The following is a 21,614-nucleotide window of genomic DNA, read 5'->3' on the forward strand; positions in this document are numbered from 1 at the left end:
GCGCCGACCGGCTTGGTGTGCTTGCCGGTTTAGTGGTTACGGTATGTTCCCGGGAATGCTATCACATCGGCAGAAAATGCATGATTGGCAGCAATGGTCGGGTGTTTGGCCGTACCACGTTTTCATTTTAGGAAATGGAGTATTGACGTTGCGGGGTCGGGCTTATATAACGAATCCAAACCAAACCAAAACAAGACAAGCCAAAAAAACAGGAGACAAGCGTGGATGACCTGGAAACCTTCCGGCAGGAGGTGCGTGCCTGGCTGGAGGCGCAATGCCCGCCCGAAATGCGGCAGCCCGTGCGCAACGAGGACGACATCTGCTGGGGCGGGCGCAAGTTCCGCTTCCAGTCCGAGGCGCAGCGCCTCTGGCTCGCGCGCATGGGGGAGAAGGGCTGGACGGTGCCGGAGTGGCCGCGCGAGTATGGCGGCGGCGGCCTCTCCCGCGAGCAGGCCAAGGTGCTGCGCCAGGAAATGCAAGCGCTTGGCTGCCGCGTGCCGTTGCAAAGCTTCGGCATCTGGATGCTTGGCCCGGCCTTGCTCCGGTTTGGCTCGGAGGCGCAGAAGCGCGAGCATCTGCCCAGGATCGCCCGCGGCGAGATCCGCTGGTGCCAGGGATATTCGGAGCCCAATGCCGGGTCGGACCTGGCCTCGCTGCAAACGCGCGCGGACGAGCGCGACGATCACTTTGTCGTCAACGGCCAGAAGGTGTGGACCTCGTACGCCGACAAGGCGGACTGGATCTTCTGCCTGGTGCGTACCGACTTTTCGGCACAGAAGCACACCGGCATCAGCTTCTTGCTGTTCGACATGGAAACGCCGGGCGTGACGGCGCGGCCCATCGTGCTGATTTCCGGCAAGTCGCCGTTCTGCGAGACCTTCTTTGACGATGTAGTGGTGCCGCGCGCCAACCTGGTGGGCGAGCAAAACGGCGGCTGGGCCATCGCCAAGTACCTGCTGACCCATGAGCGCGAGATGATCAGCGGCATCGGCGGGCGCGGCCAGCGCCCGCCGATGGGCAAGCTGGCGCGCGACACGCTCGGCCAGAACGAGCGCGGTGAAGTCGACGCGCCCATGCTGCGCGCGCAGATCGCCACCTTCGAGATCGATGAAGCGGCATTCGCCCTGGCGGGGGAGCGCGCGCTGGACCTGGCCCGGCAGGGCGAGGGCATCGCCGCGTTCTCGTCGGTGCTCAAGTACTACGGGTCGGAGCTGAACAAGCGGCGCTATGAGTTGCTGATGTCGATTGGGGGCAGCGAGGCCCTGGAGTGGGAGAGCGAGCGCAGCAACGACGGTGCCACCGCGCGCGGCTGGCTGCGCAGCAAGGCCAACTCGATCGAGGGCGGCACGAGCGAAGTGCAGCTCAACATTGTTGCCAAGCGCCTGCTCGGCCTGCCCGGCGTCTGACCGCCCCAACTCCACGCTTGAATGCTCAGGGACCGACTATGGCAATCGTATTGAATCAGACCCAGGAGATGCTGCGGGACAGCGCCCTGGCATTCCTGCGCGAAAGCGCACCCATCCCGATGCTGCGCAAGCTGCGGGACACCCGGGACAACACCGGCTTCTCGCCCGCCCTCTGGCGGGAGTTTGCCGAACTGGGCTTTGCCGGCGTGCTGATCCCCGAGCAGTATGGTGGCAGCGAGCTCGGCGTGGTGGAGGCGGGCGTCCTGATGGAGGCGCTTGGCCGCACGCTGGCCCCCACGCCGTTTTTCTCCACCGCCTTGCTGGGCGCTTCGTTGATTTCCCGCGAAGGCAGCGCAGCGCAGAAGGCGCATTTCCTGCCCGCCATCGCGGCTGGCAAGCACCTGACCGCGCTGGCGATCGACGAGGGCGCGGCGCACCGTCCGGAGCGCCAGGCGCTCGCCGCCGTGGAGCAGGACGGCGGGTTCGTGCTCAATGGCGCCAAGGTCTTCGTCATCGACGGACATATTGCCGATACGCTGATCGTGGTGGGCCGCACCAGCGGCAACGCCGACGACCGTGACGGCGTCACGCTCTTCCTGGTGCCGCGCGGCGCCGATGGCATTACCGTGGAGCGCACCGTGATGGCGGATGCCCGCAATGCCGCGCGCGTGCAGTTCCGGGATGTGCGCGTGGCGGCGGACGCGGTGCTGGGTGAGGCCGGTAGCGGCGCGGCCGTGCTTGAGCACGCGCTCGATATCGCCCGCGCGGCGCTGGCGTCCGAGCTGGTCGGCATTGCCGACGAAGCCTTCGAGCGCACGCTGCAATACCTGAAAGAGCGCAAGCAGTTCGGCAAGATCATCGGCGAGTTCCAGGCGCTGCAGCATCGCGCCGCCCACCTGTTCAGCGAGATCGAGATCACGCGCGCGGCGGTGCTGCGCAGCCAGCAACTGCTAGACGACGGCCCGGCACAGCCAATCGCGCTGGTATCCGCGGCCAAAGCCCGCGCCGGGTCCACGGCGATGCTCGCGGTGCAGGAGGCCGTGCAGATGCACGGCGGCATTGGCATGACCGACGAGTTCGAGATCGGCTTCTACATGAAGCGCGCCTGCGCCGCGCAGATCCTGCTCGGCGACACCAACTTCCACGCCCAGCGCTGGGCGATCTTGCGCGGCTACTGAGCGCCGCAACGCACCATCTTCAACCGTGTTTGCAGGCCGTCCACGCGCAGGCGCGGCGCCTGCGCTCGCCCTCGCGTTTCCCGCCGCGCGTTTGCGCCGCACAAGCGGCCCGCCACGGCGGCGCCGACCTAGGTAAATCCACTAGACATTCAAGGGTCAGTTCGGTTGTCATGAATTAGAACTATGGGTATGCTGAATGGGCTATCTGCACAAACAGCAGCTCGGTGGAAGACTCCCAGGGATACTTCCTTGATCGCACCAGATATCGCTTGATTTACGTGTTCAGCGATGCTTGTATGGTGTGTTTGGCGACCACGCGAAGCACCGAACAGGAGACGGCATGGTCGGGGCGGCATTCTTTATCGTATCCACGGTATCTTTTTTAAGGGCTTACGGCGTGGCCCGGACTGGCGTCACGGAAGCGGGCGCGCCATGAGTGCCTACATCCTGCGCCGCCTGCTGGCGCTGCTGCCCACGCTGCTGTTCGCCAGCCTGATCGTCTTTGTGATCGTGCGCATGGTGCCGGGCGATGTGGTCGACCTGATGCTGAGCCAGAACGACATCAGCGCCGACACCAAGAGCCGCGAGGACCTGATCCGCGCGCTGGGCCTGGACCAGCCGATGTGGTTCCAGTACGTCCACTGGGTCGGCAACATCGTGTTGCACGGGGATCTCGGCCAGTCGCTGTGGCAGGGTGAGCCGGTGCTGAAGATGGTGCTGGCGCGCATGCCCGCCACCTTCTCGCTGGGCGCGCTTGCCCTGTTCGTGGCGCTGTCGGTTGCGTTGCCCGTGGGCGTGCTCTCGGCGATCCGGCAGGACACCGCGGCCGACTACGTGGCGCGCTCATTTTCCATCCTGATGCTGGCAGTGCCCAGCTTCTGGATGGGCACGATGATCATGGTGTTTCCTTCCGTGTGGTGGGGCTGGTCGCCCGAGGTGCGCTACGTTCCCTTCCTGGAGGACCCGCTCCAGCACATCAGCAACATGCTGGTGCCCGCCATCATCCTTGGCATGGCACTGTCGGCCATCACCATGCGCATGACGCGCACCATGATGCTGGAGGTGCTGCGCCAGGACTACATCCGCACGGCCTGGGCCAAGGGCTTGAACGAGCGCCTGGTGATCCTGCGCCATGCGCTGCGCAACGCGCTGATTCCGGTGGTGACGCTGATCGGCCTGCAAGCGCCGCTGCTGATCGGCGGGGCCGTGGTGATCGAGCAGATCTTCGCGCTGCCGGGCATGGGGCTGCTCCTGCTGGACGCCGTGAACCAGCGGGACTATCCCGTGATCACCGGCGTGTTCCTGGTGGTCGGGGTGGCCGTCATGCTCATCAACCTGCTCGTGGACCTGAGCTATGGGCTGTTCGACCCGAAAGTGAGGCATCGCTGATGGCACGTCCAATCGCAAACGCCCCGGCGCTCAAGACGGCGCAAGCCGTCCCTGCCGCGCCGCCGATGTCTGGCCCGGGCCGGCTCGAGTCAGCCTTCGCACTGGTGGGTCGCCTGTTGCGCGAGAAGCCGCTGGGCGCCGCCGGCGCGGTGATCTGCATGATCTTCCTGTTCTGCGGCGTCTTTGCCGACTGGCTGGCGCCTTATGGCGTCAACGAGATCAGCATGATGAAGCGGCTGCAGCCGCCGTCATGGGCGCACCCCTTCGGCACCGACAACCTCGGGCGCGACATGCTCTCGCGCTGCCTGTACGGCGCGCAGCTCTCGGTCATCATCGGGCTGTCGGCCGCCACGCTGGCTACCGCCATCTCGGTGCTGATCGGCATCCTGACCGGCTACCTGGGCGGCAAGTTCGACCTGATCGTGCAGCGCATGGTGGATGCGTGGATGAGCTTTCCTGACCTGGTGATCCTGATCGTGGTGGTGTCCGTGCTCGGCCCGGGCAGCTGGCAGATCATCGGCACGCTGGGCTTGCTGCTGGGCGTGGGCGGCTCGCGCATCATCCGCAGCGCGGTGGTCTCGGTGCGCGAGAACATGTATGTGCATGCCGCGCAGTCCATGGGTGCCTCCACCGGCCGCATTCTCTGGCGCCATATCCTGCCCAATGTGCTGCCGCCCATCATCGTGCTGTTCACCACGCGCGTGGGCACCGCGATCCTGGCCGAGTCCGGCCTGTCCTTCCTCGGGCTGGGCGTGCCGCCGCCCGCGCCGACCTGGGGCGGCATGCTCTCGGGCAACGGCCGCACCTTCATGTTCCAGGGGCCCTGGCTGGCCTTGGCCCCCGGCATCTGCCTCACCGTTGTCGTCTATGCGATCAACGTCTACGGCGACGCGCTACGTGACCTGCTCGACCCGCGCATGCGCGGATCGCGATAACCAACAACGAGGGATGACGATGGAGGGACGCGGCTTGAACCGGACAATATCTTCAGTGGTGGCGGGCGTGGCGCTGGCGCTTGCCGCCGGCGCGGCCTGCGCGCAGGCCGAAGCGCCGAAGTACGGCGGCAATCTCGAGATCGGCTCCATGTATCCCACCATCTCCGCCTTGTCGTGGGACCTGGCCGACTGGAACTGGAAGCAGAACTACGACACCGGCCAGGTCTACGAACAGCTCTTTGTCGCCGACCTTTCCAAGGCCAGGCGCAACGGCGGCAAGTATCCGTTCCAGGCCGATGCGTGGCTGCCGGAGGATGCGATTCGCGGCGAGCTGGCCGAGAGCTGGAAGTGGGTCGACCCGCTGACGCTCGAAGTCAAGCTGCGCAAGGGCGTGAAGTTCCCCGCCAAGGCGGGCGTGATGGAAGAGCGCGAACTGGTGGCCGATGACGTGGTCTTCAGCTACAACCGCCAGAACACCAGCGCCAAGAAAATCCCCACGTATTACGACCACCTCAACAAGGTGGAGGCAACGGACAAGTACACCGTGGTCTTCCGCTTCAAGGAATTCAACGCCGAATGGGATTACCGCTTCGGCTGGGGCTACTACTCCGGCATCATGCCCAAGGAAGTGGCGGCGGCCGGGGCCGGCAACTGGAAGAATGTGAACGGCAGCGGGCCGTTCCTGCTGAGCAACTTCGTCCAGGGCACCGCCAGCACTTACACGAAGAACGAGCAATACTGGGATAGCGACAAGATCGCTGGCAAGGACTACAAGCTGCCCTTCGTCGACAAGGTCGTGCTGCGCACCGTCAAGGACGAGTCCACCCGCAACACCATGCTGCGCACCGGCAAGCTGGATGTGCTCGAGTCCGTCCGCTGGACCGCGGTCGATGAGCTCAAGAAGAATGCGCCGGCGCTCAAGTGGTCGCGCTGGCTGTCGACCAACGGCCAGTACGTGGCGCTGCGCGTCGATACCAAGCCGTTCAACGACCTGCGCGTGCGGCGCGCGCTGAACATGGCGGTCAACAAGCAGGAGATCGTCAAGCAGTTCTATGGCGGCAATGCCGAACTGTTCGCCTACCCGCAGCATCCGGATTACGCCGGCTACTTCGAGCCGCTGAGCGCCATGCCGGATTCGGTGAAGGAGCTGTTTGCCTACAACCCGGACAAGGCGCGCAAGCTGCTGGCCGAGGCGGGCTACGCGAAGGGCTTCACCTTCAAGGTGCAGGTATGCGCCTGCCAGCCGGAGCACCTGGAGCTGCTGCCGCTGATCGGCGCCTACCTGGAGCAGGTTGGCGTGCGCATAGAGATCCAGCCGATGGAGTACGGCGCGTTCCTGTCGGCCATGACCACCAAGACCAATGCGCCCGGCTACCTGATGAGCAATGGACATACCAACCCCACCACCACGATCCGCAAGAGCTTCGTGAAGGGCCAGGTCTGGAACGCCGCGCAGTGGGGCGACGCCAAGTACGAGCAGCGCGTGAACGAAGCCTTCCAGATGCGCGACCTCGGCCGCCGGCAAGAGGCCTTGCGCTCGCTGACGCGCGATGTGCTCGCGGATGCGCCGTATATCTGGTTGCCGACCCCTTACGTGTACACCGCATGGTGGCCCTGGGTGAAGAACTACAACGCCGAGCTGCGCGCGGGCGCGGTCCGTCCCGGCCCGATCTACGCGCGGATGTGGGTCGACCAGGACATGAAGAAGAAGATGGGGTTCTGATTTCCTTGCTCCCACCTTGCTCCATGCCTGTCCACACCTGTCCCACGCCTGTCCCTTTCAAGGAGGCCCGCATGACGCAGCCCATCCTGCAGGTGAACCAGCTGACCACGCGCTTTCGCACCGACCGGGGCGTGGTCACGGCGGTGGACCAGGTCTCGTTCGATGTCGCCCCCGGCGAGACACTGGCCATCGTCGGCGAGTCCGGCTCGGGAAAAAGCGTCACCGCGCTATCCATCCTGGGCCTGATTCCCAGCCCGGCAGGCCGCATCGAATCGGGCGAGATCCGCTTTGACGGGCAGGACCTGCTCCAGCTCAGCCCGGCAAGAATGCGTGCGATCCGCGGCAACCGGATCGCGATGATCTTCCAGGAGCCGATGTCGTCGATGAACCCGGCGCTCACCGTGGGCAAGCAGATCGCCGAGCCGATCAACCTGCACCAAGGCATGCCGTGGAAGACCGCCCTGGGCATCGCCGGCGAGCTGCTTGGCAAGGTGCAGATCCCCGAGCCGCAGAGCCGGCTGGGCGCCTATCCGCACCAGTTCTCGGGTGGCATGCGCCAGCGCGCCATGATCGCCATGGCGCTGGCCTGCAAGCCGCAGCTGATCATTGCGGACGAGCCCACCACCGCGCTCGACGTCACAGTGCAAGCGCAAATCCTCGACCTGCTCAAGGACCTGGCCAGCCAGTCCGGTACGGCACTGGTGCTCATCACGCACGACCTGGGCGTGGTGGCCCGCTATGCCGATCGCGTGGCCGTGATGTACGGCGGCCGCATGGTCGAGACCGCCACGGCTCGTGAGCTCTACGGCCATCCCGCGCACCCGTACACGCGCGGGCTGATGGCATCGGTGCCGCGCATCGACGGCGATACCCGCCAGCCGCTGGTGCCCATCGACGGCCAGCCGCCCGACCTCACCGCGCTGCCGCCAGGGTGCGCCTTCATGCCGCGGTGCAAGCTCGCTACCGATCAATGCGGCCTGTCGCGCCCCGCGCTGCGTGCCGTGCGTCCGAATCACTTCAAGGCATGTTTCCTCCATGACCATGACCACCACTGAAGCACGGGCAGAGCCCGCCGCGCGCCAGCACGGCAAGATCGGCGACGAGATCCTGCGCGTCGAGGACCTCAAGGTGCATTTTCCCGTGACCCAGGGCGTCTTCATCAAGCGGCAGGTGGGCTCGGTCAAGGCGGTGGACGGCGTATCGTTCACCCTCAGGCGCGGCGAGACACTGGGCCTGGTCGGCGAAAGCGGCTGCGGCAAGTCCACGACCGGCCTCGCCATCATCAAGATGCTGGCCGCCAGCGGCGGACGGATCGCCTTCGATGGCGACGACTTCGCTACCTTCAGCAAGGCGCAGGAGAAGAACTTCCGCCGCAGCGTGCAGATGGTCTACCAGGATCCGTTCGGCTCGCTGAACCCGCGCATGAAGGTCTGCGACATCATCGGCGAGCCGCTCGAAGTGCACGGCATGGCCAACGACCGCGAGCACTATCGCGCCCGCATCGCCGAGCTGCTGCAGATGGTCGGCCTGCTGCCCTATATGGCGGACCGCTACCCGCACGAGTTCTCCGGCGGCCAGCGCCAGCGCATCGGCATTGCCCGCGCGCTGGCGGTCGAACCCAGCCTGATCGTTTGCGATGAACCCGTCTCCGCGCTGGACGTATCGATCCAGGCGCAGGTGGTCAATGTGTTCATGGAGCTGCAGCGGCGGCTCGGGCTGACCTATATCTTCATTGCGCACGACCTGGCCGTGGTGCGCCACATCAGCGACCGCATCGCCGTGATGTACCTCGGCCGCATCGTGGAGATCGCCGGGCGCGACGAGCTATATGCGAATCCCCGGCATCCCTACACCAAGGCGTTGCTGTCCGCCGTGCCGGTAGCGAGCGTCGAAGCCGAGGAAAGGCGCCAGCGCATCGTGCTCAAGGGCGAAGTGCCAAGTCCGCTGAACCCGCCATCCGGCTGCCGCTTTCACCCGCGCTGCGCGCAGGCAACGCAGCGCTGCAGGGTGGAGGATCCGGTGCTGAGGGAGCGGGGGGATGGGCAGATGGTGGCTTGCCATCTTGAGGGTCTTGCGGTGTGACACGGGAAGCGGGGAGCCAGGCGTTGGTGCATCGAAGCGCATCAGGCGCATCAAAGAGCATCAAGGCGAATACTCGCGCTCACTGCCCTGAAAATATCCCCAGGAACAAAGGCCGGATAAACAAGTCCGCCGCGTTCTCCCCGGATGCATCCGGCACCCACCGCCGCAACTCCACCGCGGCATTGATCATCCCATTCACCTGCAACGAAGCAATCGACTGATCCAGCGCCCGGATCGACCCGTCCTGCATCCCTTGTACGAGGAACCGCGCAAACCGCGCCGACAGCCGGTTCATCGTCAGCATCTTCTCCTTGCGCATCTCCTCGGGCAGCGCGCCGTAGATAGTCAGCCGCAGCAACGGCCCCTGGTTGGAGAACTGATAGCTGACCAGCGCGCGCGCGATCGCGCACAGCTTGTCCCAGCCGGTGCCCGGGCCGTCTTCCACTTTCGACTGCGCATCGCGGATCACCGCGAACATGCGGTCGAAGCAGGCGGAGATCAGGTCGTCCTTGTTTTCGTTGTGGTGATAGAAGGCCCCCTTGGTGAGATTCAGCCGCGCGGAGATGCGATCGGCGGAAGCGCCCCGATAGCCCAGTTCGTTGAGCAGTTCCGTTGCGGCGCGCAGGAAGGCTTCCTGCGTGGTTTCGGCCACCGGGATTGGGGGCGTCCCGGCGGGGGCGCTGTCCCATTGCGATGACGGTGACGCAAAGCCGTTGAGCAGGATATCCACGACGGTATCCGCCACCTTCGGATAGTCCTCCGGCTCATAGCGCTCCACCCATGTCATCGCGCCGCTGGTCAGCGACAGCAGCAAGTGCGCCGCCGCGCTCAGGGCACTGCGTTGCGCCGGGTCCTTGGGTGTGTCGCTGCGCAGCAGCTTGCGGATGCGCCGGAACATGTCCGTGTAGGCCGCGAAGGCGACGTCCGCGTGGGTGTCGGGCAGCGAGCGGATCTCGCGAAAGCTCATCAGCTCGGGGCGCTCGCCGGTTGCCGTCCTGGCCAGCCGCTGGAAAAAAAGCGCGATGAAGCGGCGCACCCTGGCCTGCGGCAGCGGCTCGCCGGCCGTGGCGTCGGCGATGCCCGCGATTTCATCGATGGTGCGCATCAGGCACGCCACCACAAGGTCTTCCTTCTTGCGGTAGTAGTAGGTGATGCTGTTGGTGCTCAGGCCGACTTCTTGCGCTACGTCCGAGAGCGTGGCGCCGCGCAAGCCCTTGCGGTTGAACAGCCGGGCAGCGGCATCGAGGATCGCCTCGCGTTTTTCCACGTACCGGCGTGTCGGGCGGGCTTGCGCTGTTTCCTTGAGCATGAGGCGAGATATCTGCGATGGTTGGCCGGGAGCGCGGATTATAGAGGTGGCCCGCGCGGGTTGAGGCTGTGCCGAGTCTACCATCGCGCCGGCCTGCCATTTTAGATGCTTACCCGTTGTCCGGCTCCGCCGCGATGCCGGCCACCTTCGTGCCATTGAGCACGGGTTCGATACGGTGCCAGCTGGTGGCTTGCTGGAATGCGGCGCAGGCGTCAAGCAGGGTACCTTCGGCCCAAGGCCTGCCGATCAGTTGCAAGCCCACGGGAAGGCCGTCGGGCGTGAATCCCACTGGCAGCGACACGGCAGGCAGGCCGAGATAGCTGATGCAGCGGTTGGCGCGCAGTAGCGAGGTTGTCACGCGCACCGCTTGCGCGGCGTCTTGCGCCACGGAGGCGATCCGCGGCGTTGGCACGGCAACGCTGGGTGCCACCAGCACATCGCACGCCGAGAAGACGTGATCGACAAAGCGCCGCAGCGCCAGCGGCCGGTAGGCCAGGGCACGCGCGTAATCGTCGGGGCCGGCCGCCAGCGCCGTCTCCAGCCGCAGCCGCGTGGCACGGGCCAGGCGATCCGCATGGCTACGCAGGCGCTCGCCGTGGAGCGCTATCGCTTCGCGCCACGTCACCACGGTGGCCGCGGTATCGCAGGCCTCCACGCCGGGCGCGGTCTGCTCATGCAAGCTGGCGCCCAGCGACTCGAACGCTAGCAAGGCGCGGGCAATCACCGAGGCGCCGTCGTCATGCGTTACCTCGAAGAACGGGTGCCGGGCAATGCCGATGCGCAGGCCGGCCAGCGGACTGCGGAGGTCGCTGATGCGATCGAACGTGGTGGCCTGTGCCGCCGTTGGCTCCAGCGCGTCGAGCACCGCCGCGCAATCCCTGGCGGTCCGGGCGATGATGCCGAGCGTGTCCTGCGACGGCGACAGCGGGACCGCGCCGCGCGTGCAGAGGCGGCCCCAGGTGGGTTTCAGGCCGACCACCCCGCACATCGACGCTGGGATGCGGATCGAGCCACCGGTGTCCGCTGCGATGGCGAACGGCACCGCGCGCGCCGCGACCGCCGCCGCCGCGCCACCCGACGAGCCGCCGGTGATGTAGCGCGGATCCCACGGGTTGCGGCAGTGGCCATAGTGATCGTTCAGGCCGGTGGCGCCGTAGCTGAGTTCGTCGAGCGCGGTGGCGCCCAGGCCGATCGCGCCGGACAGGTGCAGGGCTTCGAGCACTGCTGCCGGCCTTCGGGCCGCTGCCGGATCGTCGATCAGGTCGTCGATCAGGTCGTCGAACAAGGAACCCGCGCGCGGCGGCCGGACGGGGTCGGACAGCACGTCCTTATGCGCGAACGGGATACCCCAGAGGGGTGCCTGGGCAGCGCCGGCCGCGCTGTGCGTCTCCAGCTGGATGGCGCGGGCGAGCGCGCCTGCGTCGTCCAGCGCGGCAAAGCAATGCGTGGCGGCGTGCGCCGCCGCGGCCCGCCGCAGGCAGGCTTGCACCAGCGCGGAGGGTGACAGGCGCCGGTGGGCCAGCGCCATGCGCAACTCGGCAACGCTCAGGAGGGTGGGGTCGCTCATTGTCCTCCTAGCGCGCGGTGGCGCACTGCCGCAGCCAATGCGTGTACGGCCATGGCTGCGCTGCAAGTTCCGCGTCGCCCGCCGGCAAGGCACGGACGGCTTGCAGCAGCGGCGCGGCCGCAGCCGCGATCTCGTCGCAGCGGCCACCATCCAGCCGCAGCCCGAGATCCGCCGCGCGCTGCATCACCTGCGCCGCCAGGTCTGCCAATGCTGCCGGTGCTGCCGGTGCTGCCAATGTCTCCAGCTCAGACATGCCCGTACTTGGCCAGCGCATCGGCCAGGCTGAGCCCCTGCTGCAGTTCCACGCGGATGCTGCGCTCCTGCTCGGTCAGGCGCTCCGCTTCGAGCAGCACGGTGTCGACCACTTCGTGCGGGATCACCAGCACGCCGTCTTCGTCGCCCAGCACGAAGTCGCCCGGGCGCACCTGCACCCATTGCGAGGTGGCGCCACGGATGCTCACCGGCACCTGCCATCCGTTGACCTTCCAGCGGGCAATCGACTGCACCGGCGTGCGGTAGCGCGCGAACACCGGGAAAGCTTGCTCGGCGATCCAGCGGATATCGCGAATGCCGCCATCGATCAGCGAGCCGACGCAGCCGCGCTCTTTCATGCCAATGGCGATCAGCTCGCCGAAGTAGCAGACGCCTTCGCCGTCGCCGCTCCAGACCGTGACGTCGCCGGCGGACACGCCCGCGCAGGCCTTCATCTTGTCCGGGTCGCCGCCGAGCGCGTACGGCGACATCTGGCCGCGGATGGTGTAGGCCCAGCCGGCCAGCTTGCCACCATTGGCGGGGAACGGCGTAAAGGCGGACGAGAGGCCCTGGTCGAACAGGCCGAGCGTGTCGAGCACGTCGGCAACGTTGGAGGTATCGACCAGCAGGAATCGCTGGCGGATCGTCTCGCGCTCGGTGGCGCTGCGGGCTACGTGGGTGGTTTCCATGCTGTGCTTCCTCGGGAGATAAGTGATCAGATGCTCGGGATCATGCCGCCGTCGACGCGCACGACGGAGCCGGTGACAAAGGCGGCGCGCTCGCTGGCCAGGAAAGCCACCACGTCGCCGTACTCCTCGGGCCGGCCGTAGCGCCGGGCTGGAATCGTCCCGGTGCTGGCCGCCACGATGTCTTCATAGGTCTTGCCCTCGCGCCTGGCGCGGGCTTCGTCCAGCGCGCGGATGCGGTCCGTGGCGATGCGCCCGGGCAGCACCACGTTGACGCAGATGCCGTCGGCGGCTACCTCGTTGGCCAGCGTCTTCGACCAGCCCAGCAACGCCATGCGCAATGTGTTGGACATGCCCAGGTTGGGAATGGGCGCGACCACGCCGGACGAGGTGCTGGTGATGATGCGGCCCCAGCCCTTGCGCTTCATGGCCGGCAGCAGCAGGTCCGTGAGATGCATCAGCGACAGCACCATCGATTCGAACTGCTTGCGCCACTGCTCCGGTGCGACTTGCGCGGCCGTGGAAGGGGGCGGCCCGCCCGAGTTGTTGACCAGGATGTCCGGGTCGCCCAGCGTGCTCCTGACCTGCTCCACCATGGCCGTCACGCTCGCCAGGTCGGCAAGATCGGCGCGCACGCCGAAAGCCTGCCCACCGGCCGCGCGGATGCGGGCCACCGTATCGTCCAGTGCCTCCTGGTTCTGGTCCGATACGGCAACCACGGCGCCTTGCGCCGCGAGCGCCAGCGCAATGGCCGAGCCGAGCCCGCCGCCCGCCGACATGACCAGCGCGACGCGCCCCTTGATGCCTAGATCCATGTTGTTGCTCCTTGATGGTTTTCAGGTGCCCACGCGCAGCGGGCTGCGCAGCTTGCGCAGTACGGCCAGCACGCTCTGCGCCGTGATGCGGCCGGTCTTGGGGTTTTCCGTGGGAATGTTCTGGATGCTCATGGAGAACGACGCGGCATCGGAGTCCACCACGATCTCGTGGGTGTTGCGGGTCAGCGCCGGGTCCGCCCAGATTTCCAGGTGGGTCTTGTCCGGGCCGATGCCGGCCAGCGCCAGCGCAACCACCACGTTGAGGTTGGCGGGGAAGCCCTTGGCGGCCTCGCGGGCGGTGCCGGAGAAGATCTGGATCGGCGCCGTCACGTCGTCGATGTTGATGTTGTTCTCCACCAGGAACGGCGCCCCAACCAGGCCACGCACCGGCTTGCGCGTGATCATGCGCACGGAGTGGATGACGCCCTCCGATGCCGCCGTCACCGCATCCAGGCCCAGCAACGCGCCGGTCGGCACGATGATCTGGCCGCCGTGCTCGCGTGCCAGGTCCACCAGGTCCATGCGGTCAAGCAGCGCCCCGCAGCTGAGCACGATCATGGTCTTGCCCGCGCGCAGCACCGGCTCGGCGATCTCGCCGACGAGTTCCGCCGGCGCGCATTCGATCACCACGTCCGCCAGGCCGGCCAGCTCGCCGAGCCCGACGATGGCCACCTCGTTGCGCAGGCCCTGCAGCGCTTGCGCCGCCTTTTCCTTGTCGCGCACTGCCACCGCCGTCAGCCGCAGGCCGAAGACGCCGGCATCGAGTTGCTTGACGAGCTTCTTGCCGACCGCGCCGAACCCGGCGATGCCGACCCGCAGTTCTTTGTCGAATGACATTGTGTGATCTCCTGTTTGATGAACTTGTTGTTTGGTTCGGCTCAGGCGTCTTGCGCAGGCAGGCCGATGTAGTGCCGCGCAATGGCGCCGGTGGTGGTCAGCCAGATCTGGTTGCGATGGCGCAGGATGTGCTCCATCGCCCGGCGGAACTGCCGCAGCCGGTAGGGCTGGCCGACCAGGAAGGCGTGGATGGAGATGCCATAGACGAGCGGCTGCTCCACGCTTTGCTCCAGCATCTCGTCGAAGTTGTCGATGATGATGTCTGCGAACTCGCTCGCGGTGGCGTCGTGCAGTGCGATGGCGGGGATATCGTTGACCTCGTGCGGGTAGGGGATGCTCAGCAGGCGGCCGCCGCGCGTGTTGATCCACACCGGCTGGTCATCCATCGGCCAGTCGAGGATGTAGCGGTAGCCGGCCTCCTGCAGCAGGTCGGGCGTGACGTTGCTGGGATTGACGCCGGGGCTGAGCCAGCCCGCGGGCGGCTTGCCCTCGTGGTGGGCGATGGCTTCGGTCACCTCGCGGATCAGCTCGCGCTCCTCGGCTTCGGAGAAGTTGTTCTGCTGCTCCGAGTTGGTGCGGCCATGGCCCAGGATCTCGTCGCCGCGCTTGCGCAGCGCGTCGATCACCTGCGGGCAATGCGCATAGCATTCGGCGTTGAGCAGCACCGACAGCGGGATGCCGAGCTTGTCGCACAGCGCGATGATGCGCCACACGCCAACCCGGTTGCCGTACTCGCGCCAGCCCCAGTTGTAGGTATTGGGGTGCGGGATGCCGGGGGAATAGGAGATGCCGCCGCCGGTGTTGTAGGCGAAGTGCTCCAGGTTCAGGCACAGATGCACCGCGAGGCGCTTGCCGCCGGGCCAGTCGAATTGCGGGCGATCGACGATGGGCGAATAGGGAAATCTGTCGTGAGAAGCAAGCATGGCGTTATTGACCTGGCTGGATGCGTGAGTTTGAGTAAGGCGGAATCGAATGGTGGCGCTGCGTCACGGACGATAGTCCTTCGGCGCGGTCACCAGGGAAAGGTCGAGCGTGGCGAGATTGTCGCGCGTGGCCAGGATGGACGGCGTGCGCACGACTGCTGTCGTGCTCTCCTTGCGGGCGGCGGCCACCGCCTGCCTGAGCGCCTCGCGGCCCTGCGTGACGATCTGCTGCACAGACGAGCAGGCCAGCTCGCCGTTCTGCAGCATCTGCTGCGCGGTGGGGCTGAGGTTGGAGGCACTGATCTTCACGCCTTCGCGGTGGGCGGACTTGACCGCCAGCGCCGCGCCCGCCGCCGAGTCATCCACCGCGGAGTAGATGCCGTTGAGCTCGGGAAAGCGTTGCAGCCAGTCGTCCACCAGGTTGATGGCGCCGTTTCGCGTGACCGCGCTGCGCGACTCCGCGACCACCTTGATGCCGGGGTATTCCGCCTTGATGGTTTCCAGGAAGCCCTGGCGCCGCAGGTCGGCCCAGGTCTGCCCTTGCTGCTGGGAGATCATGCCCACCGCGCCCTTGCCGTTGAGCGACTTGCCAAGGCACTGCGCCTGCAGGCGGCCCATGTCGTAGTGGTCCGCGCTGATCCTGGAGGCCAGCTTGTCGCTGCTGGGCACGCTGGAGAGGCCCACCACCGGGATGCCCTTGCCAATGGCATGCTCCACCGCGCCACGGATGGCATCGCCGTTGGTGGCGCCGACGACGACGGCGTCGACCTTGCGCTGTACGAGGTCCTGCAATTGCGAGATCTGGATGTTGACGTTGGCATCGCCGCCAGCGTTGAGCTTGACCAGCGCAACGCCGAGCTTCTTCGCTTCATCCTCCACCCCGTAGGTCATGGAGATCCAGAACGACGATGACAAGTCCGGCGTGGCGTAGCCGATCGTCAGCGCTTTCTGCGCCATGGCCGGCCCGCATGCCAGCAGGGCGCCTGCCAGGGCGACGGCGGCCCGCAGCCGGGGAATGCTGATTCGCTTCATGATTCAAGCTCCTGTCCGATGTCGTTGCAGTGAAGGTAAGGTAAGGTAAGGGTTCAGCCCTGGCGCGATCCCACCCTGCGCATCAGGTATTCGAGCAGGCCTGCGGATACGATGACCGCGCCCAGTACGATCTCGGAGGCAAAGGGCGAGGTGCCTAGCAGGTTCAGCCCGTTGAGCAATGCCTGGATGAACAGGGTGCCCACCATCACCTGCCACACGGCGCCCTTGCCGCCGCTCAGCGCCACGCCGCCGATCACGCACGCGGCAATGGCTTGCAACTCCATGCCCGCGCCGTCGACCGCCACCGCTGCGCCGCTGCGCGCCAGCAGGAACACCGCCGCCAGCCCGGCCAGCGCGCCGCACAGTCCATAGGCCAGCACGCCGGCGGTGCGCACGGGCACGCCTACCAGCAAGGCCGCATCGGGATGGCTGCCGATCATGTAGAACCAGCGGCCGAGTGGCAGGCGCGCGCACAGCAGCCAGGCCAGCGCCGCCACCGGCGCGGCCAGCCACACCATCGCCGGTACACCTAGCCATGCCCCGTAGGCCAGCGACTGGATCACCGTCGCGGGCGGCAGCGGCACCGCATCGACGCCACCGGAGACGATGGTCGATATGCCGCGCACGATCAGCGTGGCGCCCAGCGTGACGACGATCGGCTCCATGCGGCGGCAGGCGATCAGGTAGCCATTGCAGAGCCCCACCGCCAGCCCGGCGCCCGTGCCCAGCAGGATGGCGGGCGCTTCGCCCAACTGCGCGGCCGTCTGCGCGATCACGATGGACGACAGCACCGCCACGGCGCCCACCGAGATATCGAAGCCGCGCGTGACCACCACCAGCATCTGCCCGAGCGCGAGCAACAGCAGCACGGCACTTTGCGAAACGATGTTGGCCAGGTTGTCCGAGGTGGCGAAGCCGGGCGAGATCACGCCCATCACCAGCCACAAGCCCGCGCAGGCGAACAGGCCGGTGGATTTGCGCAGCGCGGGCACGGAGCGCGGCGAGAACGCTGAGAGGGCGGCGCCGGTGCGAGCGTGCAGGGACATCAGTCGTTGCGTGTTCATGTTCATGCGCTCAAGATGCGTTGGCAGGAAGGCTGGGCAGCGGGCGCGCGCGCAGTGAGCGGCCGCGCAGTTGCTGGAGCAGCACGGCCGCGAGGATCAGCACGCCAAGCAGGACGCTCTGGATATAGCTGGGGAAATTGACCAGCACGAGCGCATTGCCCACCATGGCCAGGATCAGGCAGCCAAACAGCGCGTGCAGCGGGCCGCCCTTGCCGCCGGTGAGCGGAATGCCGCCGATGGCGCACGCGGCGATCGCCTCGAAGGGCAGGTTGGGATAGAGGTTGGGCTGGCCCGAGCCGAGCCGCGAGGTCAGCACCGCGCCGGCTATCGCCACCAGCACGGCATTGGCCAGATAGGCCTGCAGCACGCGTGGCTTCACCGCGATGCCCGCCAGGTGCGCGGCCTCCGGGTTGCTGCCCACCAGATACCATTCGCGGCCTGGCGCCGTGTAGCGCGTGAGCGCGCCCACGACCAGCAGCGCGGCGCCGGCCAGCCACAGCGGCAACGGCAGGCCCAGCCACTGTCCCCGGCCCAGCGCGGAAAAGTCCACGCTGGACGGGGCATCCAGCGGCACGCCGCCCACCAGCACGCCGCACAAGCCGTGCACCGCAATCATGGTGCCGAGCGTGGCAAGAAAGGCGGGAATGCGCAAGATGCCAACCAGCGTGCCATTGAGCACGCCCAGGGCCAGCACCGACAGCGCGCCGGCGGCAAACGCGCCCCCCACGCCGATGGCCGGCATGCTCAGCACAGCCACCACGCTGAACAGCGCCACCCCGGAGCCCACGGAAAAATCGAGCCCGCGCACCACGATCACCAGGCCCTGGCCGATCGCCACCAGCAGCAGCACCGCCAGCACGCGCGCCAGGTTGAAGATGTTGCCGCTGGTGCCAAAGCGCGGCACCGCGATCACGCAGACCACGAACAGCGCCAGGCAGACCCAGGCCGATGCCGGCCACTTCCTAAGCCAGGCCATGATGTGCCTCCTCACGCGTGGGTTGCCTGCTGTCATCGCCATCGCTGGCACCGGTGGTGCACGCAATCACCTGGTGCAACGCCACCCCGCGCGCAAACACCCTGGCCATGCGGCCGTGGCGCATCACCACGATGCGATGCGACAAGGCCACCACCTCGTCGATGTCGCTGGACGCCACGATCACGCACACGCCACGGCGCGCCGCGTCCACCAGCGCATCGTGGATGGCCTCGCGGGCGTTCACGTCAACCCCGCGCGTGGGCTCGATCACCACCAGCACCTTCAGCCCGGGCAGCAGCAGGTTGCGGATCACCAGCAGCTTTTGCTGGTTGCCGCCGCTCAGCGCGCTGACGTCCAGCGCCGGATCGCCCGGGCGCACCCGCAGCGACGCGAACAGGCGCTCGCTGGCGCCCACCTCCATGGCATCGGAGACGAAGAGATGATCCGAGATGGATGCGTAGGTGGAGGCCACCGCGTTGGCGGCGCAATTGAGCCCCGGGAAGATGCCGTCGCTGCTGCGGTCGGCCGGGATCAGCCCGACGCCGCCTTGCTTGAAGCGCCGGCGCGACATCGCCGTCAGGTCCAGCTCGTCGACCCGGATGGTGCCGGCGCTGGGGGGGCGGCTGCCGCTCAGCACTTCGCCCAGCTCGATCGCACCCGAGCCGATCAGGCCAGCCAGCCCGACGATCTCGCCTCGCCCCACCGACAGCGTGACGTCGCGCAGCAGATCGCCGCAGGCGATGCCTTCAACCCGCAGCCGCGTGTTGCCTACGACGGGGAGCGCGCGCGCGGGGCGCTCGGCCACCGGCCCCACCATGGCCTCGACGATCTGGTGCGGCGTCATGGCGGCCACCGGCGCCGCATCCACCACGGTAAAGCCATCGCGCAGCACGGTGATGGTGTCGCAGACCTGCTTGATCTCGCCCAGCTTGTGGCTGATGAAGACGATGCCCTTGCCTTCTTCCTTGAGGCGCGCGACAGCGGCGAACAGACGGTCGGCTTCATGCGCGTTAAGCGCGGCGGTCGGCTCGTCGAGGATCAGCACCTCGCACTTGCGCGCCACGCCGCGCGCGATCTCCAGCAACTGCCGCTCGGCCATCGACAGGCCGGACACCAGCTGGCGCGGGTTGAGCGCCAGCCCGATGCGCCGCGCCGTGTCCAGATAGCATTGCAGGGGCAGGCGGGCGCCAGCGTGCAGCGCGCCGGCCCGGGCCACGTCGAAGGCATGCAGGTTTTGTTCCACCGTCAGGTCCGGGAACACGGTGGCATGCTGGTACACGGGAATCACGCCGGCCGCGATGGCGTCGCGCACCGAGCCAAAGGCAACCGGCTGGCCGCGCAGCACGATGGTGCCCGTATCCGGGCGCAGCGCGCCGACGAGCATCTTCACCAGCGTGCTTTTGCCTGCACCATTTTCGCCCATCAACGCATGCACCTCGCCGGGGCGCACGGTGAGATCGGCGCCGCGCAATGCGCAGGTCGCTCCAAATCGCTTGGAAAGACCGGATACCGAGAGCAGGGGGCGCTCCTCGCCGGGCGTGGTTGTCATGTGGGCTCCTTTTTTTGGCTTTGTCTTTTGTCTGGGTCTTTGTTTTTTGCAGATGCTTTTTTTCTTGCCTGAGAGGAATACTCGGCGTCGCGGATCTTTTCAGCAAACGACTTGATTGCACATACGCATGACTTATACTTATGCGTCCATCGCCCTCGCCCCCAGGTGCCGCATGAAACGTTCGCTTCCTCCGCTGGTTTCGCTGCGCGCTTTCGAGGCCGCCGCGCGACACATGAGTTTCACGCTGGCCGCGGACGAGCTGTGCGTGACCCAGAGCGCGATCAGCCGGCATATCAAGAACCTGGAAACGCACTACGGGCTCAAACTTTTCAACCGCCTCACGCGCGCCATCGAACTCACCCCCCAGGGCGCGCGCTTGTTCGACGTGGTGACGCGCTCGCTCGACCAGATCGAGACGGTTGCCCGCGAGCTCACCGGGGCCAGGAACTCGCGCAGCCTGCTGGTCAGCATCCTGCCCACGCTGGCCTCCACCTGGCTGATGCCGAAGCTGGTCAACTTCACGCAGGCGCACCAGGCCATCGAGATCCGGCTGATCACGTCGATCGATCCGGTTTCGTTCGATCGCGACAAAGTGGACGTGGCCATCCGTGTGGGCAAGCCGCCTGGCAAGCGGGCCCGCAAGGGTGCGCCGCGCATCGACCTGGTGATGACGGATGAGTGGAAGGGCGTGGCCACGGAGCCGCTGTTTCCCGACAGCCTGGTGCCCGTATGCAAGCCTGGGCTGGTGAAGGGCCGGCTGCCCGCCAGCCCGGCCGCGCTGGCGCGGCTGCCGCTGATTCACACCGACTCCCGCGCGCATGCCTGGCCCGACTGGTTTGCCGCGCTGGACGTGCCCTACGCGGCCGGCGCGCAGGCCCTGCATTTCGGGCATTTCTTCATGTCGGTGCGGGCCGCCATCGAAGGCCGCGGCATCGCGCTGGTGCCCGATGTGCTGGTGGCCGAGGAGATCGCCTCCGGCAGGCTGGCCGTGCCGGTGCGCGAACGCATCACCAGCGGCGGCGACTACTGCTTGCTGTACCGCAAGGAGCGGGCCGACGACTACGCCATCGCGGCGTTCCGCAACTGGCTGCACGCCGAGGTGGCGGCGATGCCGTCGATCTGAGCTGTCGTTGGACCCACGCATGACCTCAGGGCATGCATGCGGCGCAAGGAGTCATTTGTCCGCGCACAGGGGCGGCTACTAGCATGGGGTCGTGACAATCGCGAACGCGTTCGGTGTTCAGTGTTCTGCGTCTCGCATTTGCACGGTCCGGCAAGGCAACGCCGCGTTGCCCGGATCCTCCTTCCTTGCTTCTACCGACAGGCCCCCCATGCGCGCAACACGCTTGCTATCGTGTATTTCCATCGCCACCGTCGTCGCTCCGGCACTTTGCATCGCCACGGCCAACGCCGCCGAGCAGATCGTCCGGCATCGCAACCCGGCGCACATGACCGAACCCTGGGCGCGCGAGTTCGCCGAGGCGATCGAGATTCCCGCCAGCGCGGAGCAACTCGTGCTCAGCGGCGTGGGGCCCACGGTGGCGAATGCCTCCGCGCCGCCCGATACCGCGGCCTCCTATGGCGACACCGCAACCCAGACCCGCAACGTGCTCGGCCAGATCGAGCACATCCTCAAGGACCGCGGCTACCAGATGGGCGACATCGTCTCCATGCAGGCGCTGATCGTGGCGGACCCGGCCACGGGCAAGCCGGATTTCACCGGTTTCTCGGGCGTCTATAACCAGTACTTCGGAACCGGCAAGCAGCCCAACGTGCCGGTGCGTACGCGCGCCGAAGTGTTGCGGCTGGTGCCGCCGGGATGGCTGGTCGAGGTCACGGTCACCGCGAGCCGCGTGCCGGCGCGCCCGGCAAGGTAGACGCCGGGGCCGCT

The 21,614-nt window shown here is 67.0% G+C and carries 20 protein-coding genes; 9 read left to right on the forward strand and 11 right to left on the reverse strand.

What is annotated here, in order from left to right; translation table 11 throughout:
• Window positions 1-221: 221 nt before the first annotated feature.
• The 7 genes from AC1Q7Q_RS29670 (at window position 222) to AC1Q7Q_RS29700 (ending at window position 8,713) form a co-directional block, all read left to right on the forward strand.
• Window positions 222-1,406, forward strand: a complete 1,185-nt coding sequence (locus AC1Q7Q_RS29670; RefSeq protein ID WP_492371383.1) for an acyl-CoA dehydrogenase family protein — start codon at window positions 222-224, stop codon at window positions 1,404-1,406.
• Window positions 1,407-1,456: 50 nt separating this feature from the next.
• On the forward strand, window positions 1,457-2,584 hold the full coding sequence (locus tag AC1Q7Q_RS29675) for an acyl-CoA dehydrogenase family protein (RefSeq protein ID WP_492371384.1): 1,128 nt from the start codon (window positions 1,457-1,459) through the stop codon (window positions 2,582-2,584).
• Window positions 2,585-3,016: 432 nt separating this feature from the next.
• Complete coding sequence (locus AC1Q7Q_RS29680) at window positions 3,017-3,973, forward strand: ABC transporter permease (RefSeq protein ID WP_492371385.1); 957 nt, start codon at window positions 3,017-3,019, stop codon at window positions 3,971-3,973.
• Window positions 3,973-4,908 carry an ABC transporter permease gene (locus AC1Q7Q_RS29685; protein WP_492371386.1) on the forward strand — a complete coding sequence of 312 codons (936 nt, stop codon included), beginning with the start codon at window positions 3,973-3,975 and terminating at the stop codon, window positions 4,906-4,908. Before AC1Q7Q_RS29680 ends, AC1Q7Q_RS29685 begins: the two co-directional genes overlap by 1 nt.
• A 13-nt stretch (window positions 4,909-4,921) precedes the next feature.
• Window positions 4,922-6,631 carry an ABC transporter substrate-binding protein gene (locus AC1Q7Q_RS29690; RefSeq protein WP_492371387.1) on the forward strand — a complete coding sequence of 570 codons (1,710 nt, stop codon included), beginning with the start codon at window positions 4,922-4,924 and terminating at the stop codon, window positions 6,629-6,631.
• Window positions 6,632-6,702: 71 nt separating this feature from the next.
• The gene (locus AC1Q7Q_RS29695) at window positions 6,703-7,686 is read left to right on the forward strand and encodes an ABC transporter ATP-binding protein (protein ID WP_492371388.1); all 984 of its coding nucleotides are present in this window, start codon (window positions 6,703-6,705) and stop codon (window positions 7,684-7,686) included.
• Window positions 7,673-8,713, forward strand: a complete 1,041-nt coding sequence (locus AC1Q7Q_RS29700) for an ABC transporter ATP-binding protein (RefSeq protein WP_492371424.1) — start codon at window positions 7,673-7,675, stop codon at window positions 8,711-8,713. The genes AC1Q7Q_RS29695 and AC1Q7Q_RS29700 overlap by 14 nt, the downstream gene beginning before the upstream one ends.
• A gap of 79 nt (window positions 8,714-8,792) precedes the next feature.
• On the opposite strand, the gene AC1Q7Q_RS29705 is transcribed toward AC1Q7Q_RS29700, so the two are convergent.
• The 11 genes from AC1Q7Q_RS29705 to AC1Q7Q_RS29755 all read right to left on the reverse strand — a co-directional run bounded on the left by AC1Q7Q_RS29705 (window position 8,793) and on the right by AC1Q7Q_RS29755 (window position 19,723).
• The gene (locus AC1Q7Q_RS29705) at window positions 8,793-10,022 is read right to left on the reverse strand and encodes a TetR/AcrR family transcriptional regulator (protein WP_492371389.1); all 1,230 of its coding nucleotides are present in this window, start codon (window positions 10,020-10,022) and stop codon (window positions 8,793-8,795) included.
• Between the two features lie 109 nt (window positions 10,023-10,131).
• Window positions 10,132-11,589: an amidase gene (locus AC1Q7Q_RS29710; RefSeq protein ID WP_492371390.1), complete on the reverse strand. Its 1,458-nt coding sequence runs from the start codon at window positions 11,587-11,589 to the stop codon at window positions 10,132-10,134.
• 7 nt (window positions 11,590-11,596) lie between these two features.
• Window positions 11,597-11,842 (reverse strand): hypothetical protein, encoded by a 246-nt coding sequence (locus AC1Q7Q_RS29715; RefSeq protein WP_492371391.1) that lies wholly within the window; start codon window positions 11,840-11,842, stop codon window positions 11,597-11,599.
• Window positions 11,835-12,530 carry an RraA family protein gene (locus AC1Q7Q_RS29720; protein WP_492371392.1) on the reverse strand — a complete coding sequence of 232 codons (696 nt, stop codon included), beginning with the start codon at window positions 12,528-12,530 and terminating at the stop codon, window positions 11,835-11,837. The genes AC1Q7Q_RS29715 and AC1Q7Q_RS29720 overlap by 8 nt, the downstream gene beginning before the upstream one ends.
• Window positions 12,531-12,556: 26 nt before the next feature.
• The gene (locus AC1Q7Q_RS29725; RefSeq protein WP_492371393.1) at window positions 12,557-13,342 is read right to left on the reverse strand and encodes an SDR family oxidoreductase; all 786 of its coding nucleotides are present in this window, start codon (window positions 13,340-13,342) and stop codon (window positions 12,557-12,559) included.
• A gap of 21 nt (window positions 13,343-13,363) precedes the next feature.
• Window positions 13,364-14,179: an aspartate dehydrogenase gene (locus AC1Q7Q_RS29730; protein WP_492371394.1), complete on the reverse strand. Its 816-nt coding sequence runs from the start codon at window positions 14,177-14,179 to the stop codon at window positions 13,364-13,366.
• A gap of 41 nt (window positions 14,180-14,220) precedes the next feature.
• Complete coding sequence (locus AC1Q7Q_RS29735) at window positions 14,221-15,102, reverse strand: polysaccharide deacetylase family protein (RefSeq protein ID WP_492371395.1); 882 nt, start codon at window positions 15,100-15,102, stop codon at window positions 14,221-14,223.
• A 63-nt stretch (window positions 15,103-15,165) separates the two neighbouring features.
• Window positions 15,166-16,134 (reverse strand): TMAO reductase system protein TorT, encoded by a 969-nt coding sequence (locus tag AC1Q7Q_RS29740; RefSeq protein ID WP_492371396.1) that lies wholly within the window; start codon window positions 16,132-16,134, stop codon window positions 15,166-15,168.
• A gap of 53 nt (window positions 16,135-16,187) precedes the next feature.
• The gene (locus AC1Q7Q_RS29745) at window positions 16,188-17,198 is read right to left on the reverse strand and encodes an ABC transporter permease (RefSeq protein ID WP_492371397.1); all 1,011 of its coding nucleotides are present in this window, start codon (window positions 17,196-17,198) and stop codon (window positions 16,188-16,190) included.
• Between the two features lie 10 nt (window positions 17,199-17,208).
• The gene (locus AC1Q7Q_RS29750) at window positions 17,209-18,174 is read right to left on the reverse strand and encodes an ABC transporter permease (RefSeq protein ID WP_492371398.1); all 966 of its coding nucleotides are present in this window, start codon (window positions 18,172-18,174) and stop codon (window positions 17,209-17,211) included.
• Window positions 18,161-19,723, reverse strand: coding sequence for a sugar ABC transporter ATP-binding protein (locus AC1Q7Q_RS29755; protein ID WP_492371399.1), 1,563 nt, complete (start codon window positions 19,721-19,723; stop codon window positions 18,161-18,163). Before AC1Q7Q_RS29755 ends, AC1Q7Q_RS29750 begins: the two co-directional genes overlap by 14 nt.
• A gap of 172 nt (window positions 19,724-19,895) precedes the next feature.
• On the opposite strand from AC1Q7Q_RS29755, the gene AC1Q7Q_RS29760 reads away from it, so the two are divergent.
• Both AC1Q7Q_RS29760 and AC1Q7Q_RS29765 read left to right on the forward strand, forming a co-directional pair.
• Complete coding sequence (locus AC1Q7Q_RS29760; RefSeq protein ID WP_492371400.1) at window positions 19,896-20,846, forward strand: LysR substrate-binding domain-containing protein; 951 nt, start codon at window positions 19,896-19,898, stop codon at window positions 20,844-20,846.
• A gap of 208 nt (window positions 20,847-21,054) precedes the next feature.
• Entirely contained in the window at window positions 21,055-21,600 is a 546-nt protein-coding gene (locus AC1Q7Q_RS29765; RefSeq protein WP_492371401.1) for a RidA family protein, read from the forward strand.
• Window positions 21,601-21,614: the final 14 nt, after the last annotated feature.

The organism is Cupriavidus sp. GW823-FHT07A04 (genome assembly GCF_058794615.1).

Excerpts from the sequence above, each read along its gene's own strand:
- AC1Q7Q_RS29765 (WP_492371401.1), top strand. The coding sequence starts at position 21,055 with ATGCGCGCAACACGCTTGCTATCGTGTATTTCCATCGCCACCGTCGTC.
- AC1Q7Q_RS29700 (WP_492371424.1), top strand. The coding sequence starts at position 7,673 with ATGACCACCACTGAAGCACGGGCAGAGCCCGCCGCGCGCCAGCACGGC.
- AC1Q7Q_RS29735 (WP_492371395.1), bottom strand. The coding sequence starts at position 15,102 with ATGCTTGCTTCTCACGACAGATTTCCCTATTCGCCCATCGTCGATCGC.
- AC1Q7Q_RS29730 (WP_492371394.1), bottom strand. The coding sequence starts at position 14,179 with ATGTCATTCGACAAAGAACTGCGGGTCGGCATCGCCGGGTTCGGCGCG.
- AC1Q7Q_RS29695 (WP_492371388.1), top strand. The coding sequence starts at position 6,703 with ATGACGCAGCCCATCCTGCAGGTGAACCAGCTGACCACGCGCTTTCGC.
- AC1Q7Q_RS29720 (WP_492371392.1), bottom strand. The coding sequence starts at position 12,530 with ATGGAAACCACCCACGTAGCCCGCAGCGCCACCGAGCGCGAGACGATC.
- AC1Q7Q_RS29755 (WP_492371399.1), bottom strand. The coding sequence starts at position 19,723 with ATGACAACCACGCCCGGCGAGGAGCGCCCCCTGCTCTCGGTATCCGGT.
- AC1Q7Q_RS29705 (WP_492371389.1), bottom strand. The coding sequence starts at position 10,022 with ATGCTCAAGGAAACAGCGCAAGCCCGCCCGACACGCCGGTACGTGGAA.
- AC1Q7Q_RS29760 (WP_492371400.1), top strand. The coding sequence starts at position 19,896 with ATGAAACGTTCGCTTCCTCCGCTGGTTTCGCTGCGCGCTTTCGAGGCC.
- AC1Q7Q_RS29710 (WP_492371390.1), bottom strand. The coding sequence starts at position 11,589 with ATGAGCGACCCCACCCTCCTGAGCGTTGCCGAGTTGCGCATGGCGCTG.
- AC1Q7Q_RS29715 (WP_492371391.1), bottom strand. The coding sequence starts at position 11,842 with ATGTCTGAGCTGGAGACATTGGCAGCACCGGCAGCACCGGCAGCATTG.
- AC1Q7Q_RS29745 (WP_492371397.1), bottom strand. The coding sequence starts at position 17,198 with ATGAACACGCAACGACTGATGTCCCTGCACGCTCGCACCGGCGCCGCC.
- AC1Q7Q_RS29740 (WP_492371396.1), bottom strand. The coding sequence starts at position 16,134 with ATGAAGCGAATCAGCATTCCCCGGCTGCGGGCCGCCGTCGCCCTGGCA.
- AC1Q7Q_RS29725 (WP_492371393.1), bottom strand. The coding sequence starts at position 13,342 with ATGGATCTAGGCATCAAGGGGCGCGTCGCGCTGGTCATGTCGGCGGGC.
- AC1Q7Q_RS29690 (WP_492371387.1), top strand. The coding sequence starts at position 4,922 with ATGACGATGGAGGGACGCGGCTTGAACCGGACAATATCTTCAGTGGTG.
- AC1Q7Q_RS29680 (WP_492371385.1), top strand. The coding sequence starts at position 3,017 with ATGAGTGCCTACATCCTGCGCCGCCTGCTGGCGCTGCTGCCCACGCTG.
- AC1Q7Q_RS29685 (WP_492371386.1), top strand. The coding sequence starts at position 3,973 with ATGGCACGTCCAATCGCAAACGCCCCGGCGCTCAAGACGGCGCAAGCC.
- AC1Q7Q_RS29750 (WP_492371398.1), bottom strand. The coding sequence starts at position 18,174 with ATGGCCTGGCTTAGGAAGTGGCCGGCATCGGCCTGGGTCTGCCTGGCG.